Source organism: Runella sp., from assembly GCF_027484545.1.
Lineage (GTDB): Bacteria > Bacteroidota > Bacteroidia > Cytophagales > Spirosomataceae > Runella.
The window spans coordinates 1-25,303 of the sequence record NZ_JAIXST010000027.1 but is presented as its reverse complement, the minus strand read 5'-3'; the positions used below and the strand labels follow the sequence as shown (position 1 = coordinate 25,303).

General features: G+C 41.8%; 25 protein-coding genes. 6 read left to right on the top strand and 19 right to left on the bottom strand.

The annotated features are described in order from the left end of the window. Positions 1 to 187: 187 nt before the first annotated feature. Positions 188 to 1,129 (top strand): threonine/serine dehydratase, encoded by a 942-nt coding sequence (locus tag Q0081_RS02260; protein ID WP_298348755.1) that lies wholly within the window; start codon positions 188 to 190, stop codon positions 1,127 to 1,129. Between the two features lie 99 nt (positions 1,130 to 1,228). Here the strand turns inward: Q0081_RS02260 and Q0081_RS02255 are convergent, their stop codons facing one another. After that, positions 1,229 to 2,278, bottom strand: a complete 1,050-nt coding sequence (locus Q0081_RS02255; RefSeq protein WP_298348753.1) for a two-component regulator propeller domain-containing protein — start codon at positions 2,276 to 2,278, stop codon at positions 1,229 to 1,231. A gap of 788 nt (positions 2,279 to 3,066) precedes the next feature. Between Q0081_RS02255 and Q0081_RS02250 the strand changes: the two genes are divergently transcribed. Next, complete coding sequence (locus Q0081_RS02250; protein WP_298348751.1) at positions 3,067 to 3,525, top strand: PA2169 family four-helix-bundle protein; 459 nt, start codon at positions 3,067 to 3,069, stop codon at positions 3,523 to 3,525. Between the two features lie 130 nt (positions 3,526 to 3,655). Next, the gene (locus Q0081_RS02245; RefSeq protein ID WP_298348749.1) at positions 3,656 to 3,859 is read left to right on the top strand and encodes a hypothetical protein; all 204 of its coding nucleotides are present in this window, start codon (positions 3,656 to 3,658) and stop codon (positions 3,857 to 3,859) included. Positions 3,860 to 4,108: 249 nt separating this feature from the next. Here Q0081_RS02245 and Q0081_RS02240 read toward each other — a convergent pair whose 3' ends face one another. From Q0081_RS02240 to Q0081_RS02230, 3 genes are all read right to left on the bottom strand, one after another. Beyond that, positions 4,109 to 5,182, bottom strand: a complete 1,074-nt coding sequence (locus Q0081_RS02240; protein ID WP_298348747.1) for an HpaII family restriction endonuclease — start codon at positions 5,180 to 5,182, stop codon at positions 4,109 to 4,111. Beyond that, complete coding sequence (locus Q0081_RS02235; protein ID WP_298348745.1) at positions 5,169 to 6,446, bottom strand: DNA cytosine methyltransferase; 1,278 nt, start codon at positions 6,444 to 6,446, stop codon at positions 5,169 to 5,171. The genes Q0081_RS02240 and Q0081_RS02235 overlap by 14 nt, the downstream gene beginning before the upstream one ends. Positions 6,447 to 6,831: 385 nt before the next feature. Continuing rightward, entirely contained in the window at positions 6,832 to 8,271 is a 1,440-nt protein-coding gene (locus Q0081_RS02230) for a S41 family peptidase (RefSeq protein WP_298348744.1), read from the bottom strand. 151 nt (positions 8,272 to 8,422) lie between these two features. On the opposite strand from Q0081_RS02230, the gene Q0081_RS02225 reads away from it, so the two are divergent. Further along, positions 8,423 to 9,016, top strand: a complete 594-nt coding sequence (locus tag Q0081_RS02225) for a tRNA-(ms[2]io[6]A)-hydroxylase (RefSeq protein WP_298348742.1) — start codon at positions 8,423 to 8,425, stop codon at positions 9,014 to 9,016. Here the strand turns inward: Q0081_RS02225 and Q0081_RS02220 are convergent. The 9 genes from Q0081_RS02220 to aac(6') form a co-directional block, all read right to left on the bottom strand. Next, positions 9,013 to 9,972: a DUF5050 domain-containing protein gene (locus tag Q0081_RS02220; protein WP_298348741.1), complete on the bottom strand. Its 960-nt coding sequence runs from the start codon at positions 9,970 to 9,972 to the stop codon at positions 9,013 to 9,015. The genes Q0081_RS02225 and Q0081_RS02220 overlap by 4 nt on opposite strands. Before the next feature lie 142 nt (positions 9,973 to 10,114). Beyond that, positions 10,115 to 11,164 carry an OmpA family protein gene (locus Q0081_RS02215; RefSeq protein ID WP_298348739.1) on the bottom strand — a complete coding sequence of 350 codons (1,050 nt, stop codon included), beginning with the start codon at positions 11,162 to 11,164 and terminating at the stop codon, positions 10,115 to 10,117. 148 nt (positions 11,165 to 11,312) lie between these two features. Next, entirely contained in the window at positions 11,313 to 11,699 is a 387-nt protein-coding gene (locus Q0081_RS02210) for a hypothetical protein (RefSeq protein ID WP_298348737.1), read from the bottom strand. 166 nt (positions 11,700 to 11,865) lie between these two features. Further along, positions 11,866 to 12,183 (bottom strand): hypothetical protein, encoded by a 318-nt coding sequence (locus Q0081_RS02205; protein WP_298348735.1) that lies wholly within the window; start codon positions 12,181 to 12,183, stop codon positions 11,866 to 11,868. A 228-nt stretch (positions 12,184 to 12,411) separates the two neighbouring features. Beyond that, on the bottom strand, positions 12,412 to 12,792 hold the full coding sequence (locus tag Q0081_RS02200; protein ID WP_298348734.1) for a hypothetical protein: 381 nt from the start codon (positions 12,790 to 12,792) through the stop codon (positions 12,412 to 12,414). Between the two features lie 321 nt (positions 12,793 to 13,113). Next, positions 13,114 to 16,251 carry a choice-of-anchor Q domain-containing protein gene (locus Q0081_RS02195; RefSeq protein ID WP_298348733.1) on the bottom strand — a complete coding sequence of 1,046 codons (3,138 nt, stop codon included), beginning with the start codon at positions 16,249 to 16,251 and terminating at the stop codon, positions 13,114 to 13,116. Positions 16,252 to 16,366: 115 nt separating this feature from the next. Beyond that, complete coding sequence (locus tag Q0081_RS02190; protein WP_298348731.1) at positions 16,367 to 16,963, bottom strand: Crp/Fnr family transcriptional regulator; 597 nt, start codon at positions 16,961 to 16,963, stop codon at positions 16,367 to 16,369. 226 nt (positions 16,964 to 17,189) lie between these two features. Then, positions 17,190 to 18,062, bottom strand: coding sequence for an esterase family protein (locus Q0081_RS02185; RefSeq protein WP_298348729.1), 873 nt, complete (start codon positions 18,060 to 18,062; stop codon positions 17,190 to 17,192). Positions 18,063 to 18,219: 157 nt separating this feature from the next. Further along, positions 18,220 to 18,657, bottom strand: a complete 438-nt coding sequence (aac(6'), locus tag Q0081_RS02180) for an aminoglycoside 6'-N-acetyltransferase (protein WP_298348727.1) — start codon at positions 18,655 to 18,657, stop codon at positions 18,220 to 18,222. A 109-nt stretch (positions 18,658 to 18,766) separates the two neighbouring features. Here aac(6') and Q0081_RS02175 point away from each other — a divergent pair, with 109 nt between their 5' ends. Both Q0081_RS02175 and Q0081_RS02170 read left to right on the top strand, forming a co-directional pair. Continuing rightward, positions 18,767 to 19,525 carry a hypothetical protein gene (locus Q0081_RS02175; protein WP_298348725.1) on the top strand — a complete coding sequence of 253 codons (759 nt, stop codon included), beginning with the start codon at positions 18,767 to 18,769 and terminating at the stop codon, positions 19,523 to 19,525. Between the two features lie 2 nt (positions 19,526 to 19,527). Next, positions 19,528 to 19,998, top strand: coding sequence for a hypothetical protein (locus tag Q0081_RS02170; RefSeq protein ID WP_298348723.1), 471 nt, complete (start codon positions 19,528 to 19,530; stop codon positions 19,996 to 19,998). A 44-nt stretch (positions 19,999 to 20,042) separates the two neighbouring features. Here Q0081_RS02170 and Q0081_RS02165 read toward each other — a convergent pair whose 3' ends face one another. The 6 genes from Q0081_RS02165 to Q0081_RS02140 all read right to left on the bottom strand — a co-directional run bounded on the left by Q0081_RS02165 (position 20,043) and on the right by Q0081_RS02140 (position 24,825). After that, complete coding sequence (locus Q0081_RS02165; RefSeq protein WP_298348721.1) at positions 20,043 to 20,453, bottom strand: RidA family protein; 411 nt, start codon at positions 20,451 to 20,453, stop codon at positions 20,043 to 20,045. A gap of 117 nt (positions 20,454 to 20,570) precedes the next feature. Beyond that, positions 20,571 to 21,932 (bottom strand): NAD(P)/FAD-dependent oxidoreductase, encoded by a 1,362-nt coding sequence (locus Q0081_RS02160; protein WP_298348719.1) that lies wholly within the window; start codon positions 21,930 to 21,932, stop codon positions 20,571 to 20,573. A gap of 279 nt (positions 21,933 to 22,211) precedes the next feature. Next, the gene (locus Q0081_RS02155; RefSeq protein WP_298348717.1) at positions 22,212 to 22,385 is read right to left on the bottom strand and encodes a hypothetical protein; all 174 of its coding nucleotides are present in this window, start codon (positions 22,383 to 22,385) and stop codon (positions 22,212 to 22,214) included. A gap of 187 nt (positions 22,386 to 22,572) precedes the next feature. Then, positions 22,573 to 22,995, bottom strand: a complete 423-nt coding sequence (locus Q0081_RS02150) for a GNAT family N-acetyltransferase (protein ID WP_298348715.1) — start codon at positions 22,993 to 22,995, stop codon at positions 22,573 to 22,575. A gap of 75 nt (positions 22,996 to 23,070) precedes the next feature. Beyond that, positions 23,071 to 23,604, bottom strand: coding sequence for a hypothetical protein (locus tag Q0081_RS02145; protein WP_298348713.1), 534 nt, complete (start codon positions 23,602 to 23,604; stop codon positions 23,071 to 23,073). Positions 23,605 to 24,249: 645 nt separating this feature from the next. Next, positions 24,250 to 24,825: a hypothetical protein gene (locus Q0081_RS02140; protein WP_298348711.1), complete on the bottom strand. Its 576-nt coding sequence runs from the start codon at positions 24,823 to 24,825 to the stop codon at positions 24,250 to 24,252. Positions 24,826 to 25,303 lie beyond the last annotated feature (478 nt).

Here is a 25,303-nt window from a genome sequence, read left to right as displayed (position 1 = left end):
TATCAAAGTTGATAAATCTGTAAGTGATGATATTAGAATCCAAAGGCACCCTAAAATCCCTGATTTAAATTATAGAATTAATTATTAAATGTTCAACTTATTTAATTCTCGTTCCTTATTTCGACAATTTATGCAATTTTAGCCGCCAAATAAGGCCTTTGACTGCCTATTCTCTAAACGTTATAAAATGATTCCTGTTCTCGAAACCATCCGGACCGCCCACGAGCGCATCGCCCCCTACGTTCATCGTACGCCGGTCTTAACTTGCCAAACCATCAATCGCTTAGCGGGTGCTGAAATTTATTTCAAATGCGAAAATTTCCAAAAAATCGGTGCCTTTAAAGCACGCGGCGGTGTAAACGCTGTATTGTCACTGACGCCCGAAGAATTGACCAACGGCGTAACGACTCATTCGTCCGGCAACCACGCCCAGGCGATTGCCTATGCGGCGGCTTTGGTGGGTACCAAGGCGTACATAGTCATGCCAAGCACGGCACCGCAAGTAAAAAAAGACGCCGTACGCGGCTACGGAGCCGAAGTAATCGAATGTGAGCCCACGCTCGAAGCCCGCGAAAGCACGGTAGAAAAGGTGATTGCCGACTACGGTTCTACGATGATTCACCCTTTCAACGACTACCGCGTAATCGCCGGACAAGCCACGGCGACCAAAGAACTCATCGAAGATTATGGGCTGTTTGACACCATCATGGCTCCCGTTGGCGGAGGCGGATTGTTGAGCGGTACAGCGTTGGCGGCTTATTATTTATCGCCCACCACGGAGGTGATAGCCGGCGAACCGGAAGGGGCCGCTGATGCCGCCCTGTCGTTCAAAAGTGGACATATTGAAAAAGCACCTTATATCAAAACCATCGCCGATGGACTTTTGACCAGTTTGGGTGATAAAACGTTGGAAATCATTCGATTGCACGTAAAAGACATTTTGCTCGTGAGTGACCCCGAAATCATTGACGCCATGCGATTGATTTGGGAACGAATGAAAATCATCATTGAGCCTTCCTGTGCCGTTCCTTTTGCGGCGTTGCTCAAAAACAAAGAGCAGTTCGCAGGCAAAAAAGTGGGTATTATCCTCACGGGTGGTAACGTGGATTTGGGGAAACTGCCGTTTTGAAGAAAATCAATTGAAACTGTTAGGAATCTTGATGGCGCGAGGTACAACCTCGCGCCATCGAAGTTTAACTCGAAATGACTGGCTATACACCTGATTCCTTTACTTTTTAAAGTCGGTAACCGTTTTTCCATCATAACGATATACGCCATCAGCGCCGAACCAAATACTGCCGTCAGTAGCTTCTAAAATTCCGAAAAGCATCTTTCCTTCTTTTGGATTTATTTCGGTTACCGTGGGGTTTTTGTTGGACAGGGACTTTTCCTCATAACGGGAAAGTACCCAACCTTGGCTATTCTCTTTTTCTGAACTGGTCCAAATATTGCCCTTTTTATCTTCGTAGATATACCCAACAAAATTCCGGGCGATATTGGTAAAGGTAATGCCGTTATAGCGCCAAAGGCCATCATTGCCACCCAACCAAATGTTGCCTTTTTTGTCTTCGATGATCCAACGGACATTGGTAAACGGTTGGCCGAAATGAGTTGTATTGGTAAATGTTTTTCTATCATAAACGAAGGTGTTGTCCCTTGTGCCAAACCAAAACTTGCCGGTTCTGTCTTCAATGATAGCGTTGATTTCATGAGGGGGACGGGTAAAATCCGGAAAAGGGATTCCTGTTAAATCTTGCGCCATGGAACCACCGTTCATCTTATAATTTCGAAAAGATTTCCCAACTGCCCGTCCGGGATCGTATCGGCTTACTCCCCCGTTTGCACCGAACCAAACAGAACCGGACTTATCTTCATAAATACAAACGATCTCATTATTAATAAGTCCGTCCTTGGTAGTGAAATGTTGAAAGGCTTTCCCATCGTACTTATACACCCCTGAGCCGATTGAGCCGAACCAAAAGTTTCCTTTGCTGTCTTCTAAAAGCGAAAAAAAACGGGCCGAACTTTCTTTATTGGTGATATTGGTAAAGGATGTCCCATCGTAGCGAAAAACACCCCCAAAGGTGGCCATCCAAATGTTGCCGTTTCTATCCTGCTTGATCGTACGAGTGATATTGGCAGGTCCGTAGGAAGTACTACTGTCTTTGATTTCGGACTTACTGGTATCTTTTGGCAGATTGGTTTTGTCTTGCCCTAAACAGGCAGTACAAAAAACAAATAGCAGCAGCAACGCATATACGGGTACGTATTTCATCATTTTCCCTTTTTTGATACCAAACAATTTCAACAAACATACAGGTATTTGTGCTGAGATGCTGCCGGGAGTTTGTAAAAGATTGTTAACGAAATGTAAAATGATTTTTTACAGAATCCGATGTATTTTTTACCCCTTCGCCTTGGTCTGTAGAGACACAGATCCTACTTACACAAAAAGTCCTATGAGGGCACAGACCGTGGCGAAGAAGCATGTTAGACGAACAGATATTAGACACGACCTTACCAATACAATAAGGTCTGTGGAGACACAGATCATGGTAAAAAGAACTATTAAATTGTCAATTTCAAAAAAATATGCCTGTTGAGGTTTGGAGATAATTGAGAAATTTTGGGGATGGTTTAATAAATTTTGTTTAAGTAAGGATAAACAAAATTTATTAAACCATCCAATAATAAGTGGGATATATGTAAAAATATTCCATAGAAGCGTAACAGTTTATCAATTGAATGCTCTCAACTTTGTGACGCCTAAACGAATAGCAATTTCTGGGCTAATACGCCTGTGTTCGTTGACAATAGCACATAAAACAAGTAAAGAAAAAAAACATTGAAACAATAAAAACCAATTGTAAGATATGAAATTCTGTTTAGTAACTGGTTTGTCAGGTTGGCGCAACGGCTGCAGGAACATAGGAGTTTTCCAACTTTCCGCCTATGACCAACGAAAAGGTACGCGAGCCTGTTCTCCGTTAATCAGTGCATTTTTTAATAGAATGCTACTCAATGGAATTTCTTTCTTTTTCAGTTTAAAAATTAAATCAAACACAGATGAACACAGACAAAACCATTGACGTGCTGAACACGCTCATTGTAATCAATAATGACAGAATTGAGGGCTACGAAACAGCCTCTGATGACACCGAACATGCTGACTTGAAAGCCTTGTTTACTCAGTTTCAACAGACCAGCCGGAAATGTAAAATGGAATTAGTGAATGAAGTGAATCGCTTAGAGGGTACGCCAGATGAAGGCACGCGACTGACGGGCAAGTTGTATAGGAAGTGGATGGACATAAAAGCCGCCTTAACCGGAAATGACCGCAAAGCCGTGATTGACTGGTGCGAATACGGCGAAGATGTAGCTTCGGATGCTTACCAAGAAGCCATCAATGAAAATCTTAAAGATTTAAGTACCCAACAACAGGCAATGTTAAAAGAGCAACATCTGTCTTTAAAAGCCGACCACGACAAAGTGAGAACTATGCGTGATTTATTGATTGGGGTTTAAGACAAAAAATAACAACCACGAAAAACCGCTGTAGTCAAATACTACGGCGGTTTTTTGATTTTCTAAATCCGTGGTCTGTGTTTTCACCATAGCCGTCAGGATAAGGATTTAATTATTTTCGCCTTGGTCTGTGGAGACACAAATCCTACCTACTGACACTAAAAAAAAGATAACATTATTAATCAGAACACTGATTGATAATGTCAGTGAAATCAAAGATTGGATAGTGCAATTATTTGATAAATGGAGTAGATTTGCTCAAAAAGAACAAAAAGAGAAAAATAAAATACCGCTGAAAACCAGCTCATTACAAATGATAAAACGCTTGACCTGACGGCTATGGTGAGGGCACAGACCAGGGGGAAGGTATCCTTACGCCGTGTATTCACAGACCCTACCTGCACAAAAAAAGGTCTATGTGAGGACATAAACCACGATGAAGAAATTCTCTCTACGATAAATCAAAATAAAAGAAAAGGGTTTGGTGAGGACTCAACGCTACTGAAGGTTTCGTTCAAGAGTGCTTTGGTAGCTTGGACAACGACTACCACGAATGTTTAGTTATATGATGGGGTAAGTCTTGTTATTTAAAGCGTATTTGTAAGTTCAGTTTAAAATATAATTGTCCACTTTCTTCATAAAGTTCTCCAAATCCATGCCGTGTGCTACTAGCTGTTTCAAGTTTTGTATTGGCAAGTAGATAATTCTCAAATTCATTTTTATTATAAACGTGATAGCATAAAATCTCGCCGTCTGCTTTGACAATTAAATAGCCCCCTGTTGCGTCATATTGACCTGTCCAAACTTTTGAAGGCATCATTCCTAAGGCTATGTCGGTTAGAAAACGTTTTATTTTATAACTGTAAAATAGGTGTTTGTCCGAAGTGTCAAAACCTAAAGGGTTTTTTTCTTCGGTTATTTTTACTAAACTTTCTGTGTCAGAAAGAGTTGAAGAGTAGAACTGAAACAACACACTTGATAAAATTTGTGGTAAAAAACTATCAATTAGGATAAGGTTATTACTGAATACGGTTCGCTGAGTTTTTATAAATTCAAACTTTCCGTTTTTTGAAATAATTTCTGTAATGCGGTCTTTTATTTTACTTCTTGAAGATATATTGTTGATTTGGCTAATGTCTGTGTCGCTTAGATTAACTCCAACTATTTTGTATATAAAATTAGTCGTTTCCCCCGCGTTCAAAAGAGTAGAAGGATTTCCTAATTGTGATTTGATGCTGAAGCCTAAAGAGGGTTGAAGTTCTGTTCTTTGGTCGTGGACAATAATCGTAATATCTGTTTTGGCAGAAGAGCTTGCTTTTAAAGAAAGGCAATTTATACTTTGCATAAATTGCTGTATTTCTGGTACTGAAAAAGTTCCTTGGTTAACTTTAATTTTGGCTAAAAGATAACTTGCTTTTGTTTTAAATTCAGAAATTGCAATACGAAATACTTCTTCATTCCCTGAAATCACAACAAGGTCGTCTTCAATTGAGTACTCGAAATTTCCATTAACTTCTGTGCGAAGAATTTTTAAAATTGGGTAAACAATATTTTGAATTTTCTTAATTTTACTATCTCCGGGATGTAATTTTTTATCTCCTATTAGCTTGAATAAAGCGTAAATTTCACTCCATTCCCCTTTATTACCTGTTATCATTTGTTATCCCAATTAATTCTAAAATTTTGTTTGCAGTTGCTTGTATTGCTGGAACAGCAACAGAGTTGCCAAATTGTTTATAAGCAGAAGCGTCTGCAACTGGAATAACAAATGTATCGGGAAAACCTTGAAGCCTTGCCCATTCTCTTGGCGTCATTTTGCGAATTCCTTCACGGTTTACAGTTCCTTTTATGTGTGTCGTTGGTGTATAGTCCGTTATTCTATGGTCTAAAACCAAATTGCGTTCTCTTCCCATTCCGCCAACTACAATAGCGTTACTGATTCCATCGTCTGGAATAATTGCAAACCCAAAGCCATTGCCTTTACTTTCATGTCGTTCTTTGTGATTGATTAAAGTTTGAACATACTGTGTAGATAAAAAATATTTTGTCGGAGGAACTTTTTCCTCTTTTACTTGTGAAAATGCGACTTTTATATTTGTTGGTTTTGGGTATTCAAAACTATCAATTCCTAAATCTTCCCTAAAACCAACAATATAAATTCTTTCTCTATTTTGTGGTACACCAAAGTCTTTTGCATTGATTATTTGAGGTTCAGGAACATAATAACCTAAATCATTTCTTAGTACGTTTAAAATTGTTGCTAATGTTTTACCGCCATTATGATTGCGTAAACCTTTTACATTTTCAAGAAAAATCGCTTTAGGTTTTTTTCTTTTTATGATTTCTGCAACGTCAAAAAATAAGGTTCCTCTTGTATCTTCAAATCCGCCACGTTTTCCTGCAATTGAAAATGCTTGACAGGGAAAACCTGCACAAATCAAATCAAAGTCGTCTGGAATAAAGGCTTTTGTTTCTTCTTTTGTAATATCACCAAAAGGTCTTTCGCCAAAATTTGCTTTATAGGTTCGTTTAGCTTCTTTGTCCCATTCGCTTGTAAAAACACATTTACCCCCTAAATTTTGCATTGCAAGTCTAAACCCGCCAATCCCTGCAAAAAGGTCGATAAACTTAAATTTGGGGTTTTCAACTGGCGGAAATGGAACGTCAAAAGTATCAAAAATTCCATATTGCAAAGCATCTTCCGCAACTGAGTTTGTTATACTTTTTCCTGGGTATTTGTATTGTAAAATCTCTTTAGTGAACTTTACGGCATCTTCTTTAAAAAACTGTGAAACTCCGTTTTCGCTATTATGCAAGAAGTGGGTAATAACTGCTTCCTTGTTGTTTTCAGTTTCAACAAGTTGGATTTTGTCCTCTTTTCCGAAAACTTCTTCAAGCGATATTTTCTCTTTTAGCTTCATTTTGTTTGTCAAAATTTACGAACTTGCAAATTACTAAAATTCTGGCCAAAGTATAAGCACAAGTCGATGCTATTCTTTTTGGTCATCTTTTAGAATGCTGTTTGAGGAGAGTTTTGTATAACTACACTGTGGTTTTCTTCACAAACTCTACCTACACAAAAAGGCTAATGAAGACAACTAAAGCATATATACATCTTTTTTGCCAAATTTAATACTGTTCAGCGCTAAAAAATAAGTATTTATCATCCCATACATGTCGATTTTGGATGATTTTGATTCAGCACTCCAAATAAAATTAAGACAAAAGTTATAAAACCCAGTTTGTATATACTATATTAAGAGAAGGCACGAATCAGAGATTTGAGAAGATAACCTCTTAAGTACTTTATCTCCCCAAAATCAACTCCACTACCTTCTCAAGTTCCAAATCGCGGCCCGAGGCGATGTATTGGGCCGTGTAGATGATGGGGTAGTGAGGCATCACGCCGCGCCCAATGTTGGGTGCTTGGGTGTTGGTTTCGATACGAAAATGAGGGAAATTGACGACCAATTGAGTGTGGGGTAAAATGACTTTGGAAGTCAATCCCCCGCTGCAACCCGCTTCGCCGCCGCCCGTTTCCTGACCGATAAAAACGGCGTTGGTGTGGGCTTTGAGCAGGCTGGCCAAAATCGCTCCTGCCGAAAACGTAAAGCCACTCGTAAGTACGTACACCTGACCCGAAAAATGCAGCGTAGGATGCGGAGTGATCAATTCGATACCGTCAACGGTGCGTCGGTAGTTACCGTTTTGAAGCTTTTTTAATTGCTTCGGATTGAACAAATGGTCTTTGGGAGCAGGAGCGATTTGTTCGGAAAAAAAGAGTTGGTTGATGGGGCTGTCGAACGTCAGAAAATTGTAGGTGGGTTTGGTGAGCAAATACCGCAGTATATCATCACCAATGGAGGTATCGCCGCCCGGATTATTACGCAGGTCAATGATCAGGTGTTTGATTTTTTGGGTACGGGCCGTCTGAAAAACAAGTTGGTCAAAGGTTTTGAAATCATCGTATCGGAATCCATTACAGGTCATAAGCAGTGTTTCAGGCGCTTGCGACAAAAGCTTAAAACTGCGCAATTTTTCCAAGGCTTCCCTTTCCCGGTTTTGGATTTCCTGCTTTGAAAGAGTAGGTTGAGGCAGGTTGGGCTGAGGAATGTGTTTGCTGAAAACAGTACTTTCGCGAACTTCCCCCAAAGGGGGTTTTATCAGAAATCGGTAGGGAGTTTTGAGTCCGAAATAGTCATTCAGCGTTTCTTCCAAACGGAACAATCCCAGAAAATAGTCCTTGAAGGTTTGGTTGTACCCGTCGGCTTGACAATTTTGTCTGGCAACTTCGATAATCCGAGCCATGGGAATGTCGTTGACTTGCAGGATTTCAGTGCCGCGTACCAAGGTGGTATCGGAGCAATTTTTGCCCAATGCTTTGACAAATAGCTGATGGCCTATGATTTGACTTTGGAACGGCAGCCAGAACGTATCGTCTTTTTGGGCATCAAATGGTTGAGAGTGAATCAAATACGTGTGTCCGCAATTGATTTTGGTAATCAGCGGTGCCCACAAATAGAATACTTCTTTTTCCGATAACGGACGATTTAACTGCTGAAAAACCTGCTCAAAAGCGCGGTCCATGCTGTCTTTGGGCGTGTACCAATAGAGACTCGGGTGGGCTTCTTCAAGAATTCTTCTCAAAAATTTGAAATCGCTTTGTACCTGTTCTACGCTAAAGGTTTGAGCAAAACTGGTGCTGAAAACACCCATGAACAAAAGTAGAAAAAGGCGTCTTTTCATCGAATCGTGGTAGGATTTGTCTCTTTTTTAAGTAAAAATGTATCGTTTGAAAAAAGAGAATTTTCTAATTTTGCAGGTGTCTTAAGACACCAAATCTAATCTTTTTCTTCTAAAATTCGACATTCTGCATTTTATAATTCGACACTAAACCATGTCTCTCACTACCCTTGGCCTTGAGCTTCCTACCGACCCGCGTTGGGTCAATATCGCCGAAATGCAATTGGAAGAAATTCTCGTGGATCACGCTTATTGCGAACAAAAAGCGGCTTCGGCCTGTATTTCAATGATTGTTCATTTCCCTGAGAAAGAGAAACTGGTAGAAGTAATGACGCCCGTCGTGGCCGAAGAATGGGCGCATTTTAGAATGGTGCTGAAAGAACTGCATAAGCGGGGCTTTAAACTGGGGCGCGCCCGCAAGGATGAATACGTAAATCGCCTGATGCAGGTTGTCAAAAAGAAAGGCGACCGCGAAGAAGTTTTTCTGGATCGGTTACTGTTTTGTGCGTTGATTGAAGCCCGTAGCTGTGAGCGTTTTAAACTGCTGTCTCAACACCTGAATGACGAAAGTCTGCGGAAATTTTACCACGAGCTGATGATTTCGGAAGCGGGGCATTACCGTAATTTTATCGAACTCGCCGAAGAATACCTGCCTGCCGAAAAAGTGCGTGAACGCTGGAAAGCACTCCTCGCCGCCGAAGCCCACATTATGCAGACGTTGGACTTGCGCGGCGATAGAATGCATTAGAAGTTTAGCTCATAAATTTTCACCATGTCGCTGACATACACCTTGTTTTGGTGGATAATCAGGTCGGAAACGTAGCCGCTATCCAGTTTCTTTTCGCCCGCGCCCTCCTTGCTAATTTTGAAAATGGCAGTGTCGGTGAAACCTACATAACGCATAATGATAACTTCATTTTCTCCAACCCAAAACTGAGAAGGCTCTTTCGAAATAAGCGTAGCAACTCCGCCTTTTTTGGGAAGTTTCATCAGATTTCGTTTTGACTTTCCCTGTAAAAAGTAGAAATTTTCAGCATCCATTTTGAGGTCTGACGCGATTTTGTTGGCGGGAGTTGCATAGATTTTTTCAGGGGTAGAACTCTTTTTTGATTGTCGGTAAAGGCCATCGGTTTGTACCCAATACAGAAACTCATCGTCTACGCAAAGCCCGTTGGCAGTTGGCCGTGGGTCGGTCAATTTGATGGGTTCGCCTCCCTTTTTAGAAACTGCAAAAATAGGGGTCGGAGGCATCCCTTCGCCCGTAAACGGCATCCAATACACGTACTCGTTGTCAAGAACAATTTCGTACGCCATAAAAGCAGGAGTCAATAATTGGCTGTTGCCGCCGGCTTTCGGGACGCGTCGAAGTCCGTTGGCCGATAAATAAATGTAGTTTTCGTCCTGCGCAATGGCGTTGGCGTCGGGAATGATTTCGGTTCCTCCTTTGAAAAGTACCGTGGGAACGCCTCCGCCGATGGGCATTTTCATCAGGTTATTGTTACCTGCCTGTTGTCCTGCCACGGTACCTCCACCCGTGATGAAATAAACAAATTGGCCGTCGGTAGCCAAGGCGTCGGGGTGGTCCAAGCGCTCCGTTAACGGTTTGGCGGTTGTCCATTCTTCCGGTTTTTGTTTTACTTCACACGAGCCCAACAAAAGTGCTAATAAATTCATAGCGAGTACTTTATAAAATGAAGTTTTCATGGCTGCTGCCTTGGTTACGTTTTGCTTTCGGTGAGACAAAGTTGGGGGAAAAGCAAAATACACGAAACCCAAAATGAGCAACCGGTGAACTTCAATGTGTAGGTGGCGGCGGGAGAAGGAAAGTCGGTAAAAGGGGAGGTACTTAATTGGACTTTACCACAAATTCTACGCGGCGGTTTTGTTCCCGCTCGCTTTCAGTGACATTTCCTGCCAAGGCACGCGTACCGCCGTAGCCTTTGGTTTCGATGCGGTTTTCGGCGATGCCATGACGGGTAAGGTAATTCATTACGACTTTTGCCCGAAATTCCGACAGCGAAAGATTGAGACGTGGGTCGCCTACGTTGTCGGTATGTCCCGAAATTTCGATATGAATCTTCGGGTTTTGTTGCATCGTTCGGACCAATTTATCCAGTTCGGGGTACGATTGGGGCAGCAACGTGTACTTACTTTGCTCGAAGAAAACGTTTTTGAGTATCAGCGCTTTACCTACTTCCAAGGGAGTGAAAGTGTTGCTTTCGGGCTGTTTTTCCTGGGGAACGGGTGGGTTTTTAGGAGGGGGTTTGGGTGTAGCCGCGGCAACTACAGGTTTGGTTTCCTGAATAGGTTTGCTTGCTGGTTTGGGAACAGCTACTTTGGCAGGCGGTAGGTTGGTAATTGGTTTGGCGGCAACGGGTTTGGCTCTGGGGATGGTTTGAAAGAGATATTGCCCACCTATGGGCTTGGCTGCAGTGCCTAACAACGGTTTGGATTCCTCGGGTATGTCCCAAAGTAAGTTGATGGTGCCTTCGAGCATGGCGTTGAAATAATCGACGCGAAGTTCGTAATATTTGCCTGCTTCGAGTACAACGGTCCCTTTAAATGCGGCGTTGTCGTGAAGTGCCCATCCGTCTATGATTTTTCGATTTTCGACCCATACTCGAATACCGTCGTCAACCCGGGCCGAAAATTCATACTTTCCGGAAGCAGGGGCCAGTAATTTGCCCGTCCAGCGCACCGAAAAATAAGATTTACTTACTCCCGGAGCCGGGCTTTGTTGAAACCAATTGAAATGGATTTCAGGATCAATTCGGGTGAGTACTTTCTCCTCAAAATTGGTCCCGTTGTAGTACTCTCCTTTCATGCCTGTTTGGGCGAGGGCTTGCTTCGCCAGCAGTCCGAAGATAAGACCTGCCAGTACTTTTATCGTTTTCATAGCTGTATCAAATACTAATGGTGAATGAGCCTATGAGTGAATTGTGAATGGCTGATTTAGCCGCTGCGAGGAGCAATGTGAAACTCGTGTGGCGTTCAAATAGTTGGTATTCAGTTTTTAGTCACTCATTCACTCATTCACAATTTATTTACTCCCGAATCTCTTTGCCTTTGACGGTCATTTCCCAATCGCCGAAAGTGCCGTACAAAACAAGGGAACCGAATCTGAAATTATCTACGATTTCCGTTCCTTCCGATACGCTGTCGTAAAAATCTTTGTCAACCGGAATCTCAAAATCGACGGCATTCATCGCGTTTCTGATGTGCTTTTTGATACTGAGCGATAAACTAGCCTGTTTCAAGCGGATTTTTAAAATGTACTTTGGCTTTTTGGCCTGATTTAAAAGTTGTAATTGGGCTTTTAAGTCGGTATTCTCTTTTTGAAGTCGCTCCAATTCTTCCGAATTACCTCCGCAGGAAGTTAGAAAAACCATCAAAATCAGGATAGGGAACAGACGTGTACTGGTACGTTGCATAGTAGTTTTTTTACCCAAATATAAGGCGATTTTTACTGACCTACAAGTCAATTTTCTATGCCGAATACGTACTGAAACTCTCTGAAAGTCACCTTTTATTTCCCCTTTAAATTGTGACAATAAAGGCAAGCAATGAGACGCAAAATTTTGCGTCTCTACTCTGATTTTAAATAATGGATACTAAAATGATGGTGATGGCCAACCCCAATTGGACAACGACTTTCATCGTGAAGGGTTGTCCAAAGTGGAATGGGTACAAAACAGAGCCTGCAATAACGCCCGTTACAAAAAACAAAAATCGGTTGGACCACATGGAGCCGTTGAATCCTTCCACTCCGTATTCAGAGGCTTTTATCCATATCCAGGTACAGCATATTGCTAACAAATACGGGTAAATGGACGCTATCCATTTCGGTGATTTGAATTGCCAGTACATGATGTACCAATGACCAAATGATCCCAAAAGAAAGAGGGAGGTGGCCATAAAGATTTTTGTTAAATTCATAACGCAGGGTTTGTCGAGTTTGTAAGATAAAAATATCTCAAAAACTTTAAACTACTCACGTTTTTCAATGAAAATTGCCTGATTTGGCAAATTTTTTGCTTACCTATTCAACCTTTCGAGAACAATGTCGTTGTTCTCATGGCTGGGAAGCGTTAAAATAGCCTCCTGTGTAGTTGTTTCATGGACTTATTCTGCAAGGAACAAATCTTATTTTTCAGCCAGAAGAACTTTGAGTGCTTCGCCCAACTTTTTCATTCTTCGATACGAAGCTGTAGAGTTTTTTTGCTTGTCCAGCTTGATTTTTAAGGTACCCAGAGACGTATTAATGTAGAAATTGGCCTTGTTGTCCAATGCAATGTCTCCGTCGATACGCGCGTTGACAAAAGACATACCCGAAGGTTCTAAATACTCATCCAGACAGCGTTGCACCTTGCCGGATTTCTCTTCGGGGTAGTCTGCCGAAATCTTATACTGGTCTTCGGATTCGCTGACGGTGATGTCGTTGCCGTTAATTTTTTTTACTGCATAAGGGAGACATGCCATTACGATAACCAAACAGAATGTCATTAGAAAAGCGGCTGTTTTCATGGGTAACTGAGTTAAAAAGTGAAGATGGTTGCTAATAGTAGTACAAATCTAATGTTATCAAAGATACTTTGCAATACATAGTACCTTGCACATGTATAGACTGTGATAAATGGGTGTTGGAGATGATGAATGGTCGTATAGGAGGAGTTTGCAGATGCAATTTCAGCAGACACATCATCAATGGCGAAATGATAACGATGAGGTGTCCGCTGATGCAAAAATCTTAAACAGAGAGTGTTTGAAACGGGAAGATATACAGGCAATAAAGAGAAGTCGTCTCAAAAAAATTGGGGGACGACTTCGCTTTATTAGTTTTTAACCCTAACGAATTACGCTGAATTTTGCCGTTGAGCGTTGGTTATTGTATTCGGCAGAAATAATAAATGTGCCTTCACTCAGCTGATGTATGGGTAGGCTGATGGTATTGTTACCAAACTTTACCGGCTCAAAAAATGAACGTATGACAATGCCATTAGTGCCGATAATTTGCATCTTGACTTGTTGTTCAATCGTTGCTTTAAGCCTAACTTTCAGTACATCCTGCGCGGGATTGGGAAAAACATCAAACTCAATGTGAGGCTCTGTTTCCAAATTTTCTGTACCCAATCGAGCACCTGAGTTAGCGAGAAAGTGAAAATACCCATCGCAGTGAATCAACGAATTGGCTAAAAAGCCGGCGTTATTGCAGCCATTGGCCGCATTCCAAAAACCTACGGAATAAGTTGTGGCGGCTTCGGTTTGGTAAGTTGTACCGTTCACTGTGATGTAATCTGTTTCAAAGTCGTAAGGTGACATGTCATTAAAATAACGTACCCGTATTTGGTTGGGATTAATGTTACCCGTGGCAGTAAAAGTGTAGTTTGCAAAAGCAGTCGGGAGGTTGGTGAAATTACTGCTGCTTTGTAAGACAGTACCTCCCGTAGCCGCCGAACTATTCATGATTTCTACCCTAAAATTGGCCCCTGCATTGCCTACGCTTCTGGCTCTAATCACAATAGGGGTTGTTGTTGGAGTAGCCAAAAAGTGAAAATACCCATCGCAGTGAATCAACGAATTGGTTAAAAAGCCGGCGTTATTGCAGCCATTGGCCGCATTCCAAAAACCTACGGAATAAGTTGTGGTAGCTTCGGTTTGGTAAGTTGTACCGTTTACTGTGATGTAATCTGTTTCAAAGTCGTAAGGTGACATGTCATTAAAATAACGTACCCGTATTTGGTTGGGAATAATGGTACCCGTGGCAGCAAAAGTGTAGTTTGCAAAAACAGTCGGGAGGTTGGTGAAATCACTGCTACTTTGTAAGACAGTACCTCCCGTAGCCGCCGAACTATTCATGATTTCTACCCTAAAATTAGCCCCTGCATTGCTTACGCTTCTGGCTCTGATCACAATTAAGGTTGTAACAACAGGCGTATTTATCGTCACAGTTGTGCTGACACTACGAACACAACCGTTAGTGGTTACGGTATAAGTTATGGTAGCCGTCCCCGCCGATACACCTGTTACTACGCCCGATGTATTTACCGTCGCTACGAGATTATTGCTACTCGACCAGATGCCACCGGCTAAACCGTTAGAGGTTAACGTTGAGGTTGCGCCCGTATTAATCGTGGTGGTTCCCGAAAGGGTACCTGCGTTGGGCAAGGCATTGATGGTGACGGTAGAAGAAGTACTTGAACTACAACCGTTGGAAGTGACCGAGTAGGTAATGGAGGCCGTGCCGGCTGCTACACCAGTGACAACGCCCGAAGCGTTCACGGTGGCTACGGCCGTATTGCTGCTTGTCCAACTTCCGCCCGCTGCTCCATTAGAAGTCAGTGTTGAATTTGCACCTGAGCAAATGGTGGTCGTTCCCGAAATCGTACCTGCGTTGGGCAAGGCATTGACGGTGACGGTAGAAGAAGTGCTTGCACTACAACCGTTGGAAGTGACTGAATAGGTAATGGAGGCCGTGCCGGCTGCCACTCCCGTGACAACGCCCGAGGCATTGACGGTGGCCACGGCCGTGTTGCTGCTTGCCCAACTTCCGCCCGTAGCTCCGTTGGAGGTCAATGTCGAAGTAGTTCCCGCGCAAATCGCGGTGGTTCCCGAAAGGGTACCTGCGTTGGCTTGACAAAGATATTCAAATGCTCCTGCATCAACCGTACCGCCAACGGGTCTTATGTTTCCGTCAAAATCCTTTGCAGCAGCATTGGAATTATACCCTATATTAATGGCCGGACTATTATTGCTCAAACGAAAATTAGCCGTAGTAGGGTCAGTACCGGCACTAATAAAGGAGGCGTTAGTTCCAATAACATTGGGAGTTGGTAAAACACCCGCCGTAAAGAACAGTTTATCCGTATAATTATTCCTGACCGCAGCATTTGTAATTTTATTGCCAATTCCTATGCCATTATTTGTGCTTGGTAAATTTGGATTGGATAAGGAAATATTATTGACAACCGTAATATTATTGCCCTTGCCTGTCTCAGCCGAAATCCCGATGTCAGCCGAAGGGTAATCCGGGCCGGAGTAGTAGTTTGCAGTTACCCAACCGTTATAATAACAAGTGTTGTTTCTAATCGTCACATTATCACTGTCATACACCCTGATACCGGATCCTCCATTGTTGAAACAGATATTGTTTTCGATTAAGCAAGGTACTTTATAAGGCGTACCGGAAGCATCTTGGGTAAAATTCCAATCGTCAATAATGATTCCGTTGCCATCGGTGGGCGGCATCAGCGAGCCACCGCCAACAGGAATATAGTACTGATTACAGTAGTTATTGTAAACGGTATTTCCCCTAATAATCACCCTCCAACCCCCTTCTAAGGTAGTATTGCTTTGTTTTACGGGATGATAAAAGTTGATACCACTACCATTGCCAGGGTTTCGTATGGAATTGTCATACACGTAGTTATTCTCGACGATTACGTTAGTAGCCCCGCCACCCACGGCGGAAAGCCCGAAATTATGTATTTTACAATTTTTGATGGTGATAAACTCGCTATTGTCGCTATTGATACCTGAGTGAATATTGGTAGAGCCAGCGGGGGCAAAAATATCAAAACCGTCTATCGTAATTCCTTTACTATTCAGAATATTGAAAGCATTGTATTGTGAGGTAAGTTCGAGCTTTGCTCCCCATTTATTGATGGATTTCATCACAAAACGGTTGGTATTGCTCCCTACAATTCCGTCAATTTTTAATCCATAAGTAAACCCATCCTCTTTGTAGAGTCCATCCGCTACGAATAAAGTATCGCCGGGGCGCATCGGCACTCCCTGTCCTGTAGGGCCGGCACCCCAATTGCAATAACCATAAAGAGCAGAATTTATCGTTTTCCATGCGCCGCCCGGCGTGTTGGATAGCCCGTTATTACTGTCATTTCCGTCAGGACGGATGTAATAATTGGTAGCATTGGTAGTATAAAAAGCGAAAAGAGTAAGCAGGAGGAGTAACAGTCGTTTTTTCATAACAAAAAGCGTTGAATTGGTTCTACACAAAAATAGAAACAACTCAGCTCCCTATTTTCAAATACAGGCTTTATTTTGGCTTAGAAAGCAATTATTTAACCTTAGTTAAATGTTCTCAATCAGACATAGTAAATGCTTTGGGGGGAAGTTGTTTTCGCCGGATTCTGCTCAAAGAAGGCAACTGCATTCCTAAATAAGAAGCAATCATTCCCAAGGGCACTTGTTGTAGGATGGTGGGATTTTCTCTAACGAAGGTTTCATACCGTTCGGTAGGCATCATCGTCATCAGTTCGGCTCTTTTTTGCAGTCTTTTGGTCAAAACTACGCTACCGATGGTGCGGGTAAGTTGACCCCACCAAGGCAATATCTCTACTAATTTCCAGTAGGTAGGATGGTCAATAACCACCAAACTACAGGCAGTTATGGCTCTGATAGTGACCTTACTTGGCGTTCTGAAGTCGAAACTTTCGGGGTTGGCTGCTACCTCCCCTTTATTCAAAAAGTATTGAAGTTTTTCCTTTCCTTCTTCGACGTAATTATTAGCCATTACTCCCTCAATGACTAGTCCCATGTGATTGGCTACTTCTCCTGCTTTCAAAAAATATTCTCCTTTTTTCAGTTTCAAAATTTCTTTCTCATAAGGCACTATTTGGGCATACTGTTCATCGGTTACTGTATTAAACTTTTCGAGATATTGACGGATATAACTCATATCTTACGCTAAGGTATTTTTGGTAAATTTAGAGTATCCTACGCATAATACCGCAATCGAAGATTCTTGAATAAAAATTGTGCCAATGAATTCGCCTTTGTATTCCTGACGGTTTTATCACCGTCAGGAATACCATTTTTTCATAACGGGTTGGCGGTGAAAACACCCGCAACGGACTGATTTTTACTAACTTACTCCTGTCGCCTCACTTCTGAATCCTCCCCAATCAAAATTGATGGAAGGCATCGGAGACAAAACCCAATACGGTTGGCAGAGCCCTGCGCCAATACGTCCAATTGTGTCCACCATCGTAAATGCGGAACTCGTGAGGAATTTCCTTTTTGCGCATTGCTATGTGTACCAATCCATTTCCTTCGTATAAGAAATCATCATCTCCGCAGTCAATGTACCAACGCACCGCTTTTTTCTGGTCGCCGGGTACGTTTTTTACCAATTCCAATACACTTTGACGTTTGAAATAGGCCTCAATTTCAGCGTCGGTATAGGTCACATCTGGTTTGGCTCTTTTCAAATTGGCTTTGGTATCTTCCAACGTCAGCGGCCCGGTAGCGGCACTCAGCGGACAGGCCGATGAGAAAAATTCGGGATGGTGCAACGCATACGTAAACGACCCGCCACCGCCCATGGAAAGACCCGCTACTGCTCTAAATTTTTTATTTGCCTTGATTCGATACGTTTTTTCGACGTAAGGCATCAATTCCTGAAAAAAGAAATCTTCGTAGCGCCATTCGTTTTTGGGGTCGTTGGCGTAGCCTCTTTGTCCCGTGTCGGCATCGGGCATGACGATAATCATGGGCGTGGCTTTGCCTTCCTCAAAGGCTTTGTCGGCAATCTGCTGTACCTCACCGAATTGCACCCAACCCGTTTGGTCGTCGCCGGCACCGTGCAGTAAGTAAAGAACGGGATAGGCACGTTGCGATGTTTCGTAGTTAGGAGGTAAATAGATGGCAAATTTTCGGTCACTTTTCAAAATCTTGCTTGGCACGGTCAGGTTGTCGAAGACCTTGCTCGACTGAGCTATCAACAGGTGGGAGGCCAACAGCAACGCCGTTGCCATGAAAAAGAAATTTTTCTTCATTGTGTTTTAGGAATTAGAAGGGGATAGGTTAAAAGTTGAAATTGTGGATGCCAATTCGAGTAATGAACCGCTTTCTTAAAAGAGGAAAGAGGGGCGAGTTTTACTTGAAGCCCCCATCTTAGATTCCTTTCTATACGTCGGAGAAGAGAGTCTATTCTTACAACTCTTTGATAAAGCAAACGATGCGGTTTACTTCGCTGAATCCGATTTTTTTGTGAAAATCAATACTCATTTGGTTGTTCAGTTCGGAATCCGACGCAAATTGTTTACACCCTTTTTTTTGTCCCCATTCGGCTCCTGCATTGACCAATTGGTGGCCAATGCCGCGTTGTTGATACTCCGGTTTTACATACAATCCCTCCAGATAGGCCACCAGAAAATCATTTGCTCCTTCCACGTAGTCAGTACGCATCGATACGTGGATAAATCCAACGTAGTTTTCCTGCTCTTTTGCCAGATAACAAATTTCGTTTTCTGAGTCGATAAGGGATTGATAATAAGGGTATTCCTCGTCAAATTCGCAGTCTGGCCACAGTTCCAAAACAAGTTCGGTAAATGCGGTAAGATTGGCGGCGGAAAGTACTTCTGTGTGCATGTTCTTTAATGACTGAGATTGAAAATAATACGCTTTTTAAGATAGAAAGTTGGTATAATGTAATAATACCTGCATGGTTTTTGTTTATTTTGTGTAGAGATTAAAGGTAATGAAAGAATTCGGCTACATAGAGATTCGGGTAAATGATGTTTCTCCCAACGCGTTTGACATTTCCGATGTTATGGAATTGCTCAAAAATGCGGAGAATCTGCTGTATCCTAATGAGCGAAAAAGCCGCCCAATTATTTCTTATGAAGTAAAAGAAGGCAGTACCCGAAACATAATTAAGACGTTGATTGGGCCTGTGTTGGCGGTAAATACGGTTTTGGGTCAAATACAAATGGAGAACTCCATTGATTCTATTGACAATACACAAGCCAGAGCTATCGAAAATATTCAGGAATGGGCAGCCAAGAAGAATCACGAGTTGGTCATCAAAACATCTGTCAAAGAATCTGCTTTTTTAGGTATAAGCCAACACACTAAATACTACCGAAGCGAGAATTTATGGCTTGATTCTGATTTGTATTTGTACGGGAAAGTTACGAGTATGGGTGGAAAAACCAGCCCTAATCTGCATTTGGCTACGGATGATTACGGTACGGTCATCATTCAAACGACAGAAGATGTGTTGGCCAGTGAAAAAGAAAATAAGCTGTACAAATTGGTAGGAGTGCACGTAAAGGCTAAACAAAATGTGAAATCCGGTCAACTGGACAAAAATGAAGTAAAACTGCTTGACTTTGTGGACTATAAGCAGGAATATGATAGTGACTATTTAAGCGAATTGATTAACCAAGCCAGTAAGACGTGGGCTGAAATCCCGGATACCGACCAATGGTTAGCTGAAATCCGGGAGAATTTATAAGTATGAAAAAAGTTTTTGTTGATACCAATTTCCTGATTAAACTCCTCAATAACCAAGAAGCATTACACCAAAATGCGCTGGCTTACTTCAAATATTTTTTGGAAGAGAAAATGATAATTATGGTGTCTGCCATCGCTATTGGTGAGTACTGCGTGCATGGGCAAATCACTCATTTACCTTTAAAAAACCTTCAAACCCTCAATTACAACGTGATTCATGCCGTAAAGGCAGGGCGTTATGGTGCGGTTGCATTTCGAGCTCGTAAATTGAAGCAACTACCAACTAACCGCATAGTGATTACCAACGACATCAAGCTATTCGCCCAAGCGGAGTCTGAAAAAATAGATTATTACGTAACTGCCGATACAAGCAGCAAAGATATCTACGACTTAATGAGAAGAGAAGATACCGTTTCTTATACCTTTATTGATATTCACACCCCTGTTAATGAGACGTTTGGGCTCTTGTTTTGATTTTTAAACAATTGAAAGAGAAACCCGCTTGATTCATTTTTAGATTATTGCTCGCTTTTGAAGGAAACGGCTTCAATCTCCACTAAATAATCGGGGTTTGCTAAACCTGCTACAATGATCCCCGTAATAACCGGAGGGTTGCTTAATTTTTTCAGAAAATTTTGGGCATCTTCAAATCTCTTTCGTACGTCCTGACCCTGTACGATATAAATGGTCATTTTAAATAGGTTGCCTAATGTAGCATCACAGGCTGTTAAAGCCGTTTCAATATTTTTTAAAATGTATTCCGTTTGCAAAGCTATGTCGCCTTTGCCAATGATTTTCAGGTCTTTTGTGATGGCGTTTTGCCCTCCGATGTAAATGGTAGGGCCACTTCCTTTGGTGATTTCAATTTGAGAAAACGCAGGATTTTTTAGTAATTCTTCCGGGTTGATAAAGTCTATTTTGGTTTTCATCAGTGTGTTTTTTTATGAGTGTGGATAGTAGACTTTGTTCGAAAAATCCTGCTAAATTATTTGAAAGTAACTTTTATTTGTTGGTGGAGATTACGCATAATGAAGGGCATTTTCCCCTTATACCAATGCAATTAGTTTATCGGCCTCTCTTATTCCGCTCAAATAAGCTCCGTGAGCGGTTGAAAAATAATCGGTTTCTGTATGTTCACCTGCAAAAAAGAGTTTGTCATTTATTTCTTCTGCCAAGTCGTCAAAATGGCGCATTTCTGTGCCCACTGCGGTGTAGGAATAGGCGCTAAAACTGTTCTCGTTCGTTTGCCATTTGGTTCGTACCATAACCGTGGGAGCAGGGATGCCGGTTCCGTATATATCTTTCAAGTGCCCCATTATTTCATTTATAATTTGTGCATCGGTCATTGTTTCGGTTTGTCGCGCATAATCCGCATAGGCAAATGTCATCAAAGCATTTGCTGTGGGATGAAACTTCCTGACATTCAGGAAATAGTTGAATTTGTCTCGTATTTCGGGGGTATAGGAAATGTAGTGTACATCGTCCCAAAAGGCTGTATTCCAGGTTAATAAAAACTTGTTTACGCAATTCATTCCTACTTTTTGGATCGCATTCTGTTTGGCGATTGGTAAAGCCGGGGTAAACTGAATGGAATTATTTTTTAAAACACCCAATGGTACCGTTACAAGTACATAATCGGCTTCGCTGATTGTTGCATTATGTTCGACTTTCACGTTAGTGTCGGCATACTCTATTTTAGTCACTCGCTGATTGAGCTGAATAGTCAGGCCGGTGGCCAAATAGTTTGGAATAGTATCATACCCATTGGTGGAAATCCGTTCTTCACCGCCAAATTCTTCCCCTTCGTTGTAAAGCAATGAAGAAAGGTTATTTAGATCTCCGGTATCAAAGGTGACGTACGTAGAAAGGAAAAATTTCCAAAGTCGGTCATTGGCTTTGGCAGGATACAGGCTTTTAAAAACCGTTTCAAAACTTTGGGTAACTTTTCCACTCTTTATCATCGTTTTCAGAATGGTGTAGAGTTCATCTTCGGCTTGAGAAAACACCGCATCACTTCTTACAGCGCCGCCAACGTCATACGATAAAAAGCTGTCATCATCCGTAAGTGCGGTATTCATTCCTGCCTGTTGGGCCAGAGCAGTGATTGGGTTTCCTGTGATTCCGTGAATCCAACTTGCCCCTTCGTCAAAAGCAAGCCCTAACGTCCGATCCGTTCTTAATCGTCTGCCTATTTTGTTTTGGGATTCTAAAACAACGACATTAAAACCGTTTTCTTTGAGTTTTTTGGCGGCTGCAAGTCCTGAAATTCCTGCTCCGATAACGATAACCGTTTTGCCGTTGGGCGTAACAATGGCCTCTTTTTTACAGGCACTTGCCAATAGGGATTCTGTTAATACGATGGCAGGTAATCCTGTTAATGAATCTTTAATAAATTTTCGTCTTTGCATTGATTATTTACTGTATTCTTGATAATGGCTCATGCCTGTCTCTTCTCGCAAAATTCAACTTCTTTGGGCGAGTAATTATTGTTCGGAGTTTGTTTGTTGGAAGGCTGTTGCACGGGACTGGCTATTTATTAAAAATGCGCAGGCTTCCGTAGGGAGGCTGCGCATAATGGGGTATCTGTCGCATTACAGCTAACGTTCAAGCAGGGGCAATCGATGTTCATCAGTCACTATGAAGCCAGTGCAATGTTCGGTGTAGAGCTTTCACACATTTAGTCAATATCAAGCGTGGGCAATTTTTGTTTGCTGTGCAGTTGTTACTGATTTTGCTTTTTTATTCTTCACATTGTTTTTGTAATTGCGAATAAACTCACTGATTTCTTGACGAGCTTTGTCTGTCAAGGGGTCGCTTGCAATTACAAAGTCAACACCTTTTGGTTCTTTTATATGTCCCATACCGGTTATGATTTAAAATATTTGTCAATTAGTATTTGAGCTGATTTTGTTGGAGTCCTTGCCCGTACCTTTTCGTAAAATTCAACTTCTTTGGGCGTACGATTATTGTTCGGAGAAGCTGTCGAAGGCGGCTATTGATTAAGAATAGGCAGTTTCTCTACCGAAGACTGCACAAAAGGAGATATTTTCACAAGGGTCTATTGAAGTGAAAAGCACTGATGGTGAAATTTTCTTTAAAATAGAGCTTGTGCGCTGTAGTTCTGGAAGGTCCGCTGTCCAACTGTACTGATTTACAGTCTTCTTTTAAGGCGAGCTCGTACAAATGATGTAATAATTTGGAAGCGTATCCTTTTCCACGACAGGCTTCTACCGTGGAAAGATCATCGATATACAGCATTTTGCCACAGTACAGCATGGAAAAAATACGATAGCCAGCAACTGCTACGGTCTTTTGGTCTTCTTCTATGTATAAAAGGGTATACCCTTCACGTTGCATTTGCTTGATGGTAGAAAGAAAATCCTCTTTTTTAAGCATAGGTCTCAGTAAATACATAGGTTCCCAACAGGAATTTATTTCGGAATCAGAAGTTGCGGTTTTTATGTCTGCCATTTTGTTATTTTGGTTGTAATAAGATGGGGGTCTCGCTAACGAACAGAAAGCGGTTCAGGCTTTGATCGTGTTCAGTTAGTTGACGACGGCCTTTGCTGCTCTCAAAAGGAGTGGCCTGACAAATCTATAAATGAGAAATCCAACGGTTGCGATAATCAAAATAAAAATTGTTGGCAATATCGCTCCGAAGGTATAGGTCATGCCTAAGATAAAACCCAATATAAATTCAGAATAAAAGAGCGGAAGAAAGAAGCCAAGTACTAAAAAAAGGTAAAGGACATTGTCTAAAAAAGAGTTGTAGCCATTTGTAAAGGACACAGCTAAACAAATTCCCAAAAGTAGACCCAAAAGAAACAGTCCACTGATTTTAATAGTTTGATTATTAGATTGTTGGGTGGGCGATTCTTGTTTGTGAAGCCTCTTTTCTATCCTGCCCGATAAAAACCAGGCCAAACCGGGAAGAAGCAATCCGCCCCACCAATTGGAAATTTCGGGCAGGTCTTTTTGCTGTAATACATGATGTGCGGGTACGCCACCGTGAAAATAGTCCCAAAAAAGCAAGCCAAAAATCAAAATAGTGACGATGATTGTGATATAGATTCGTGTCATAGCAGGTATCGTGTTGGTATTTTTTTTGCCCCTCGTTCATCGTAGTCTGTGACTGCGATGGAATATAAACGGCCTTTTGTAAAGGCCCTTCCCAAGTGCTGTTGTTGTACCTGTCCGTAAAATTCAACTTCTTTGCGGTGGCGGTTGCTTTTCGGAGTTTGTGCGTTGGAAGGCCATTGCACTGGGCCGCCCCTACAAACGGCTATTTATTAAAGATGCACAGTCTCCTTATTGAAGACTACGCTAAACTTAGTTTTATATGGGTTTTTAGCTGATGCACAACGGACGAGTATTGAAGAAGTGGGGGAATTTGAAAAACATCTGCTTGAATGAAGCACAGTAGTAAAATAGAAGTAGAAAGGCTCAACTACTTCCGTTAGCCCGTACGGGCGGCCCCGCCCATTTATTCAATACTATGTTGGTGGCTGCCGCTTTTGTTCGCACGATAAGCTGTCCACGAGCAACAAAGTTGCTGTGAATGGTTCAATATATAGTCAAATGGCTTATTTCTTGTCCGTAAGTTTCTGTTTAACAGATTTGACAAAGTCCACTGAAACGCCTGCCATGTCTGCAATTTGGTCAAGACTGTAATTTAATTTTGTCAAAAGGCTGGCAATAATTTTTTCCTCGCCTTTATCAAGTCCTCTAAGATAGAGAACATCCCTTTCTTCTTTGATGTATTCTGCGATGCTGTCCATAGCGATTTTTAAATTTAGCGGCCCACCGCAGCGGTTCTAAGTTACGAAGTTGAGCCAAAACACGCAACTGATTAAAGTATCTATTTAACGAAAAATCTTCTTTGGTAGTTTCCTTGACACGTACAAGTATCTGTTTTAGAGCATTTTCGGGATTTTCGCCTTTAAAATCCGCCAAAATGCCCAAGATAATTTCTTCGGGTTTGTCCGAGTTAAGGAAAATATGATAGTCAAGTGTTGAAAGTGAAACAAGCGGATAACTGAATTTTAATCGTTCTCTGTCAAGTTCGGTTGGCATTTTTGGATTGTCTGACCCAAGAAAAATTACGAATTGTTTTACGGGTAACTCATATTTTCTTTCAAGCATGATAAAATACTCCGCTATTCGGTAAATCATTTTTGGCTCGTCACGCACCTGAAATTCAATTTGAAGCACAAAAGTCTCTCCTTTGGTATCAGTTACCTTTTTGAGGACATCGGGTTTGCGTTCTTTGGTGTGTTGAATGCGGTCCGCCGCCGCGGTCATCGGGTAGTTCTTCCATAGAAATAGCCGTAATTTTAAGCACATTTTGCATGATACTTGAAATTACGGCTTCGATATTTTCTTTAAAGATCTTGCGGTCCGCCGCCGCGGTCGCATTGTGCGGACTGCCGCCCACTTGATTGGCGTTTTTTCTTTTTTACTTCCATGAAGCAAAGCTACTAAAAATCAACTGGTATTTTTGAAAAGACACTCTATATCAACACGGCTGTACCTTTCCGTAAAATTCAACTTCTTTGAGAGGACGGTTGCTTTTCTGAGCTTGTTCGTTGGAAGGCCGTAACAAACGGCTATTTATTAAAAATGCGCAGTCTCCCTGCGGAAGACAACGCATAACGGGGGTTCAAATCTTGCTTTGTAGTAGTAAAACCTCGTTCATCGTAGTCTGTGACTGCGATGGAATATAAACGGCCTTTTGTAAAGGCCCTTCCCAAGTGCCGTTGCTGTACCTTTCCGTAAAATT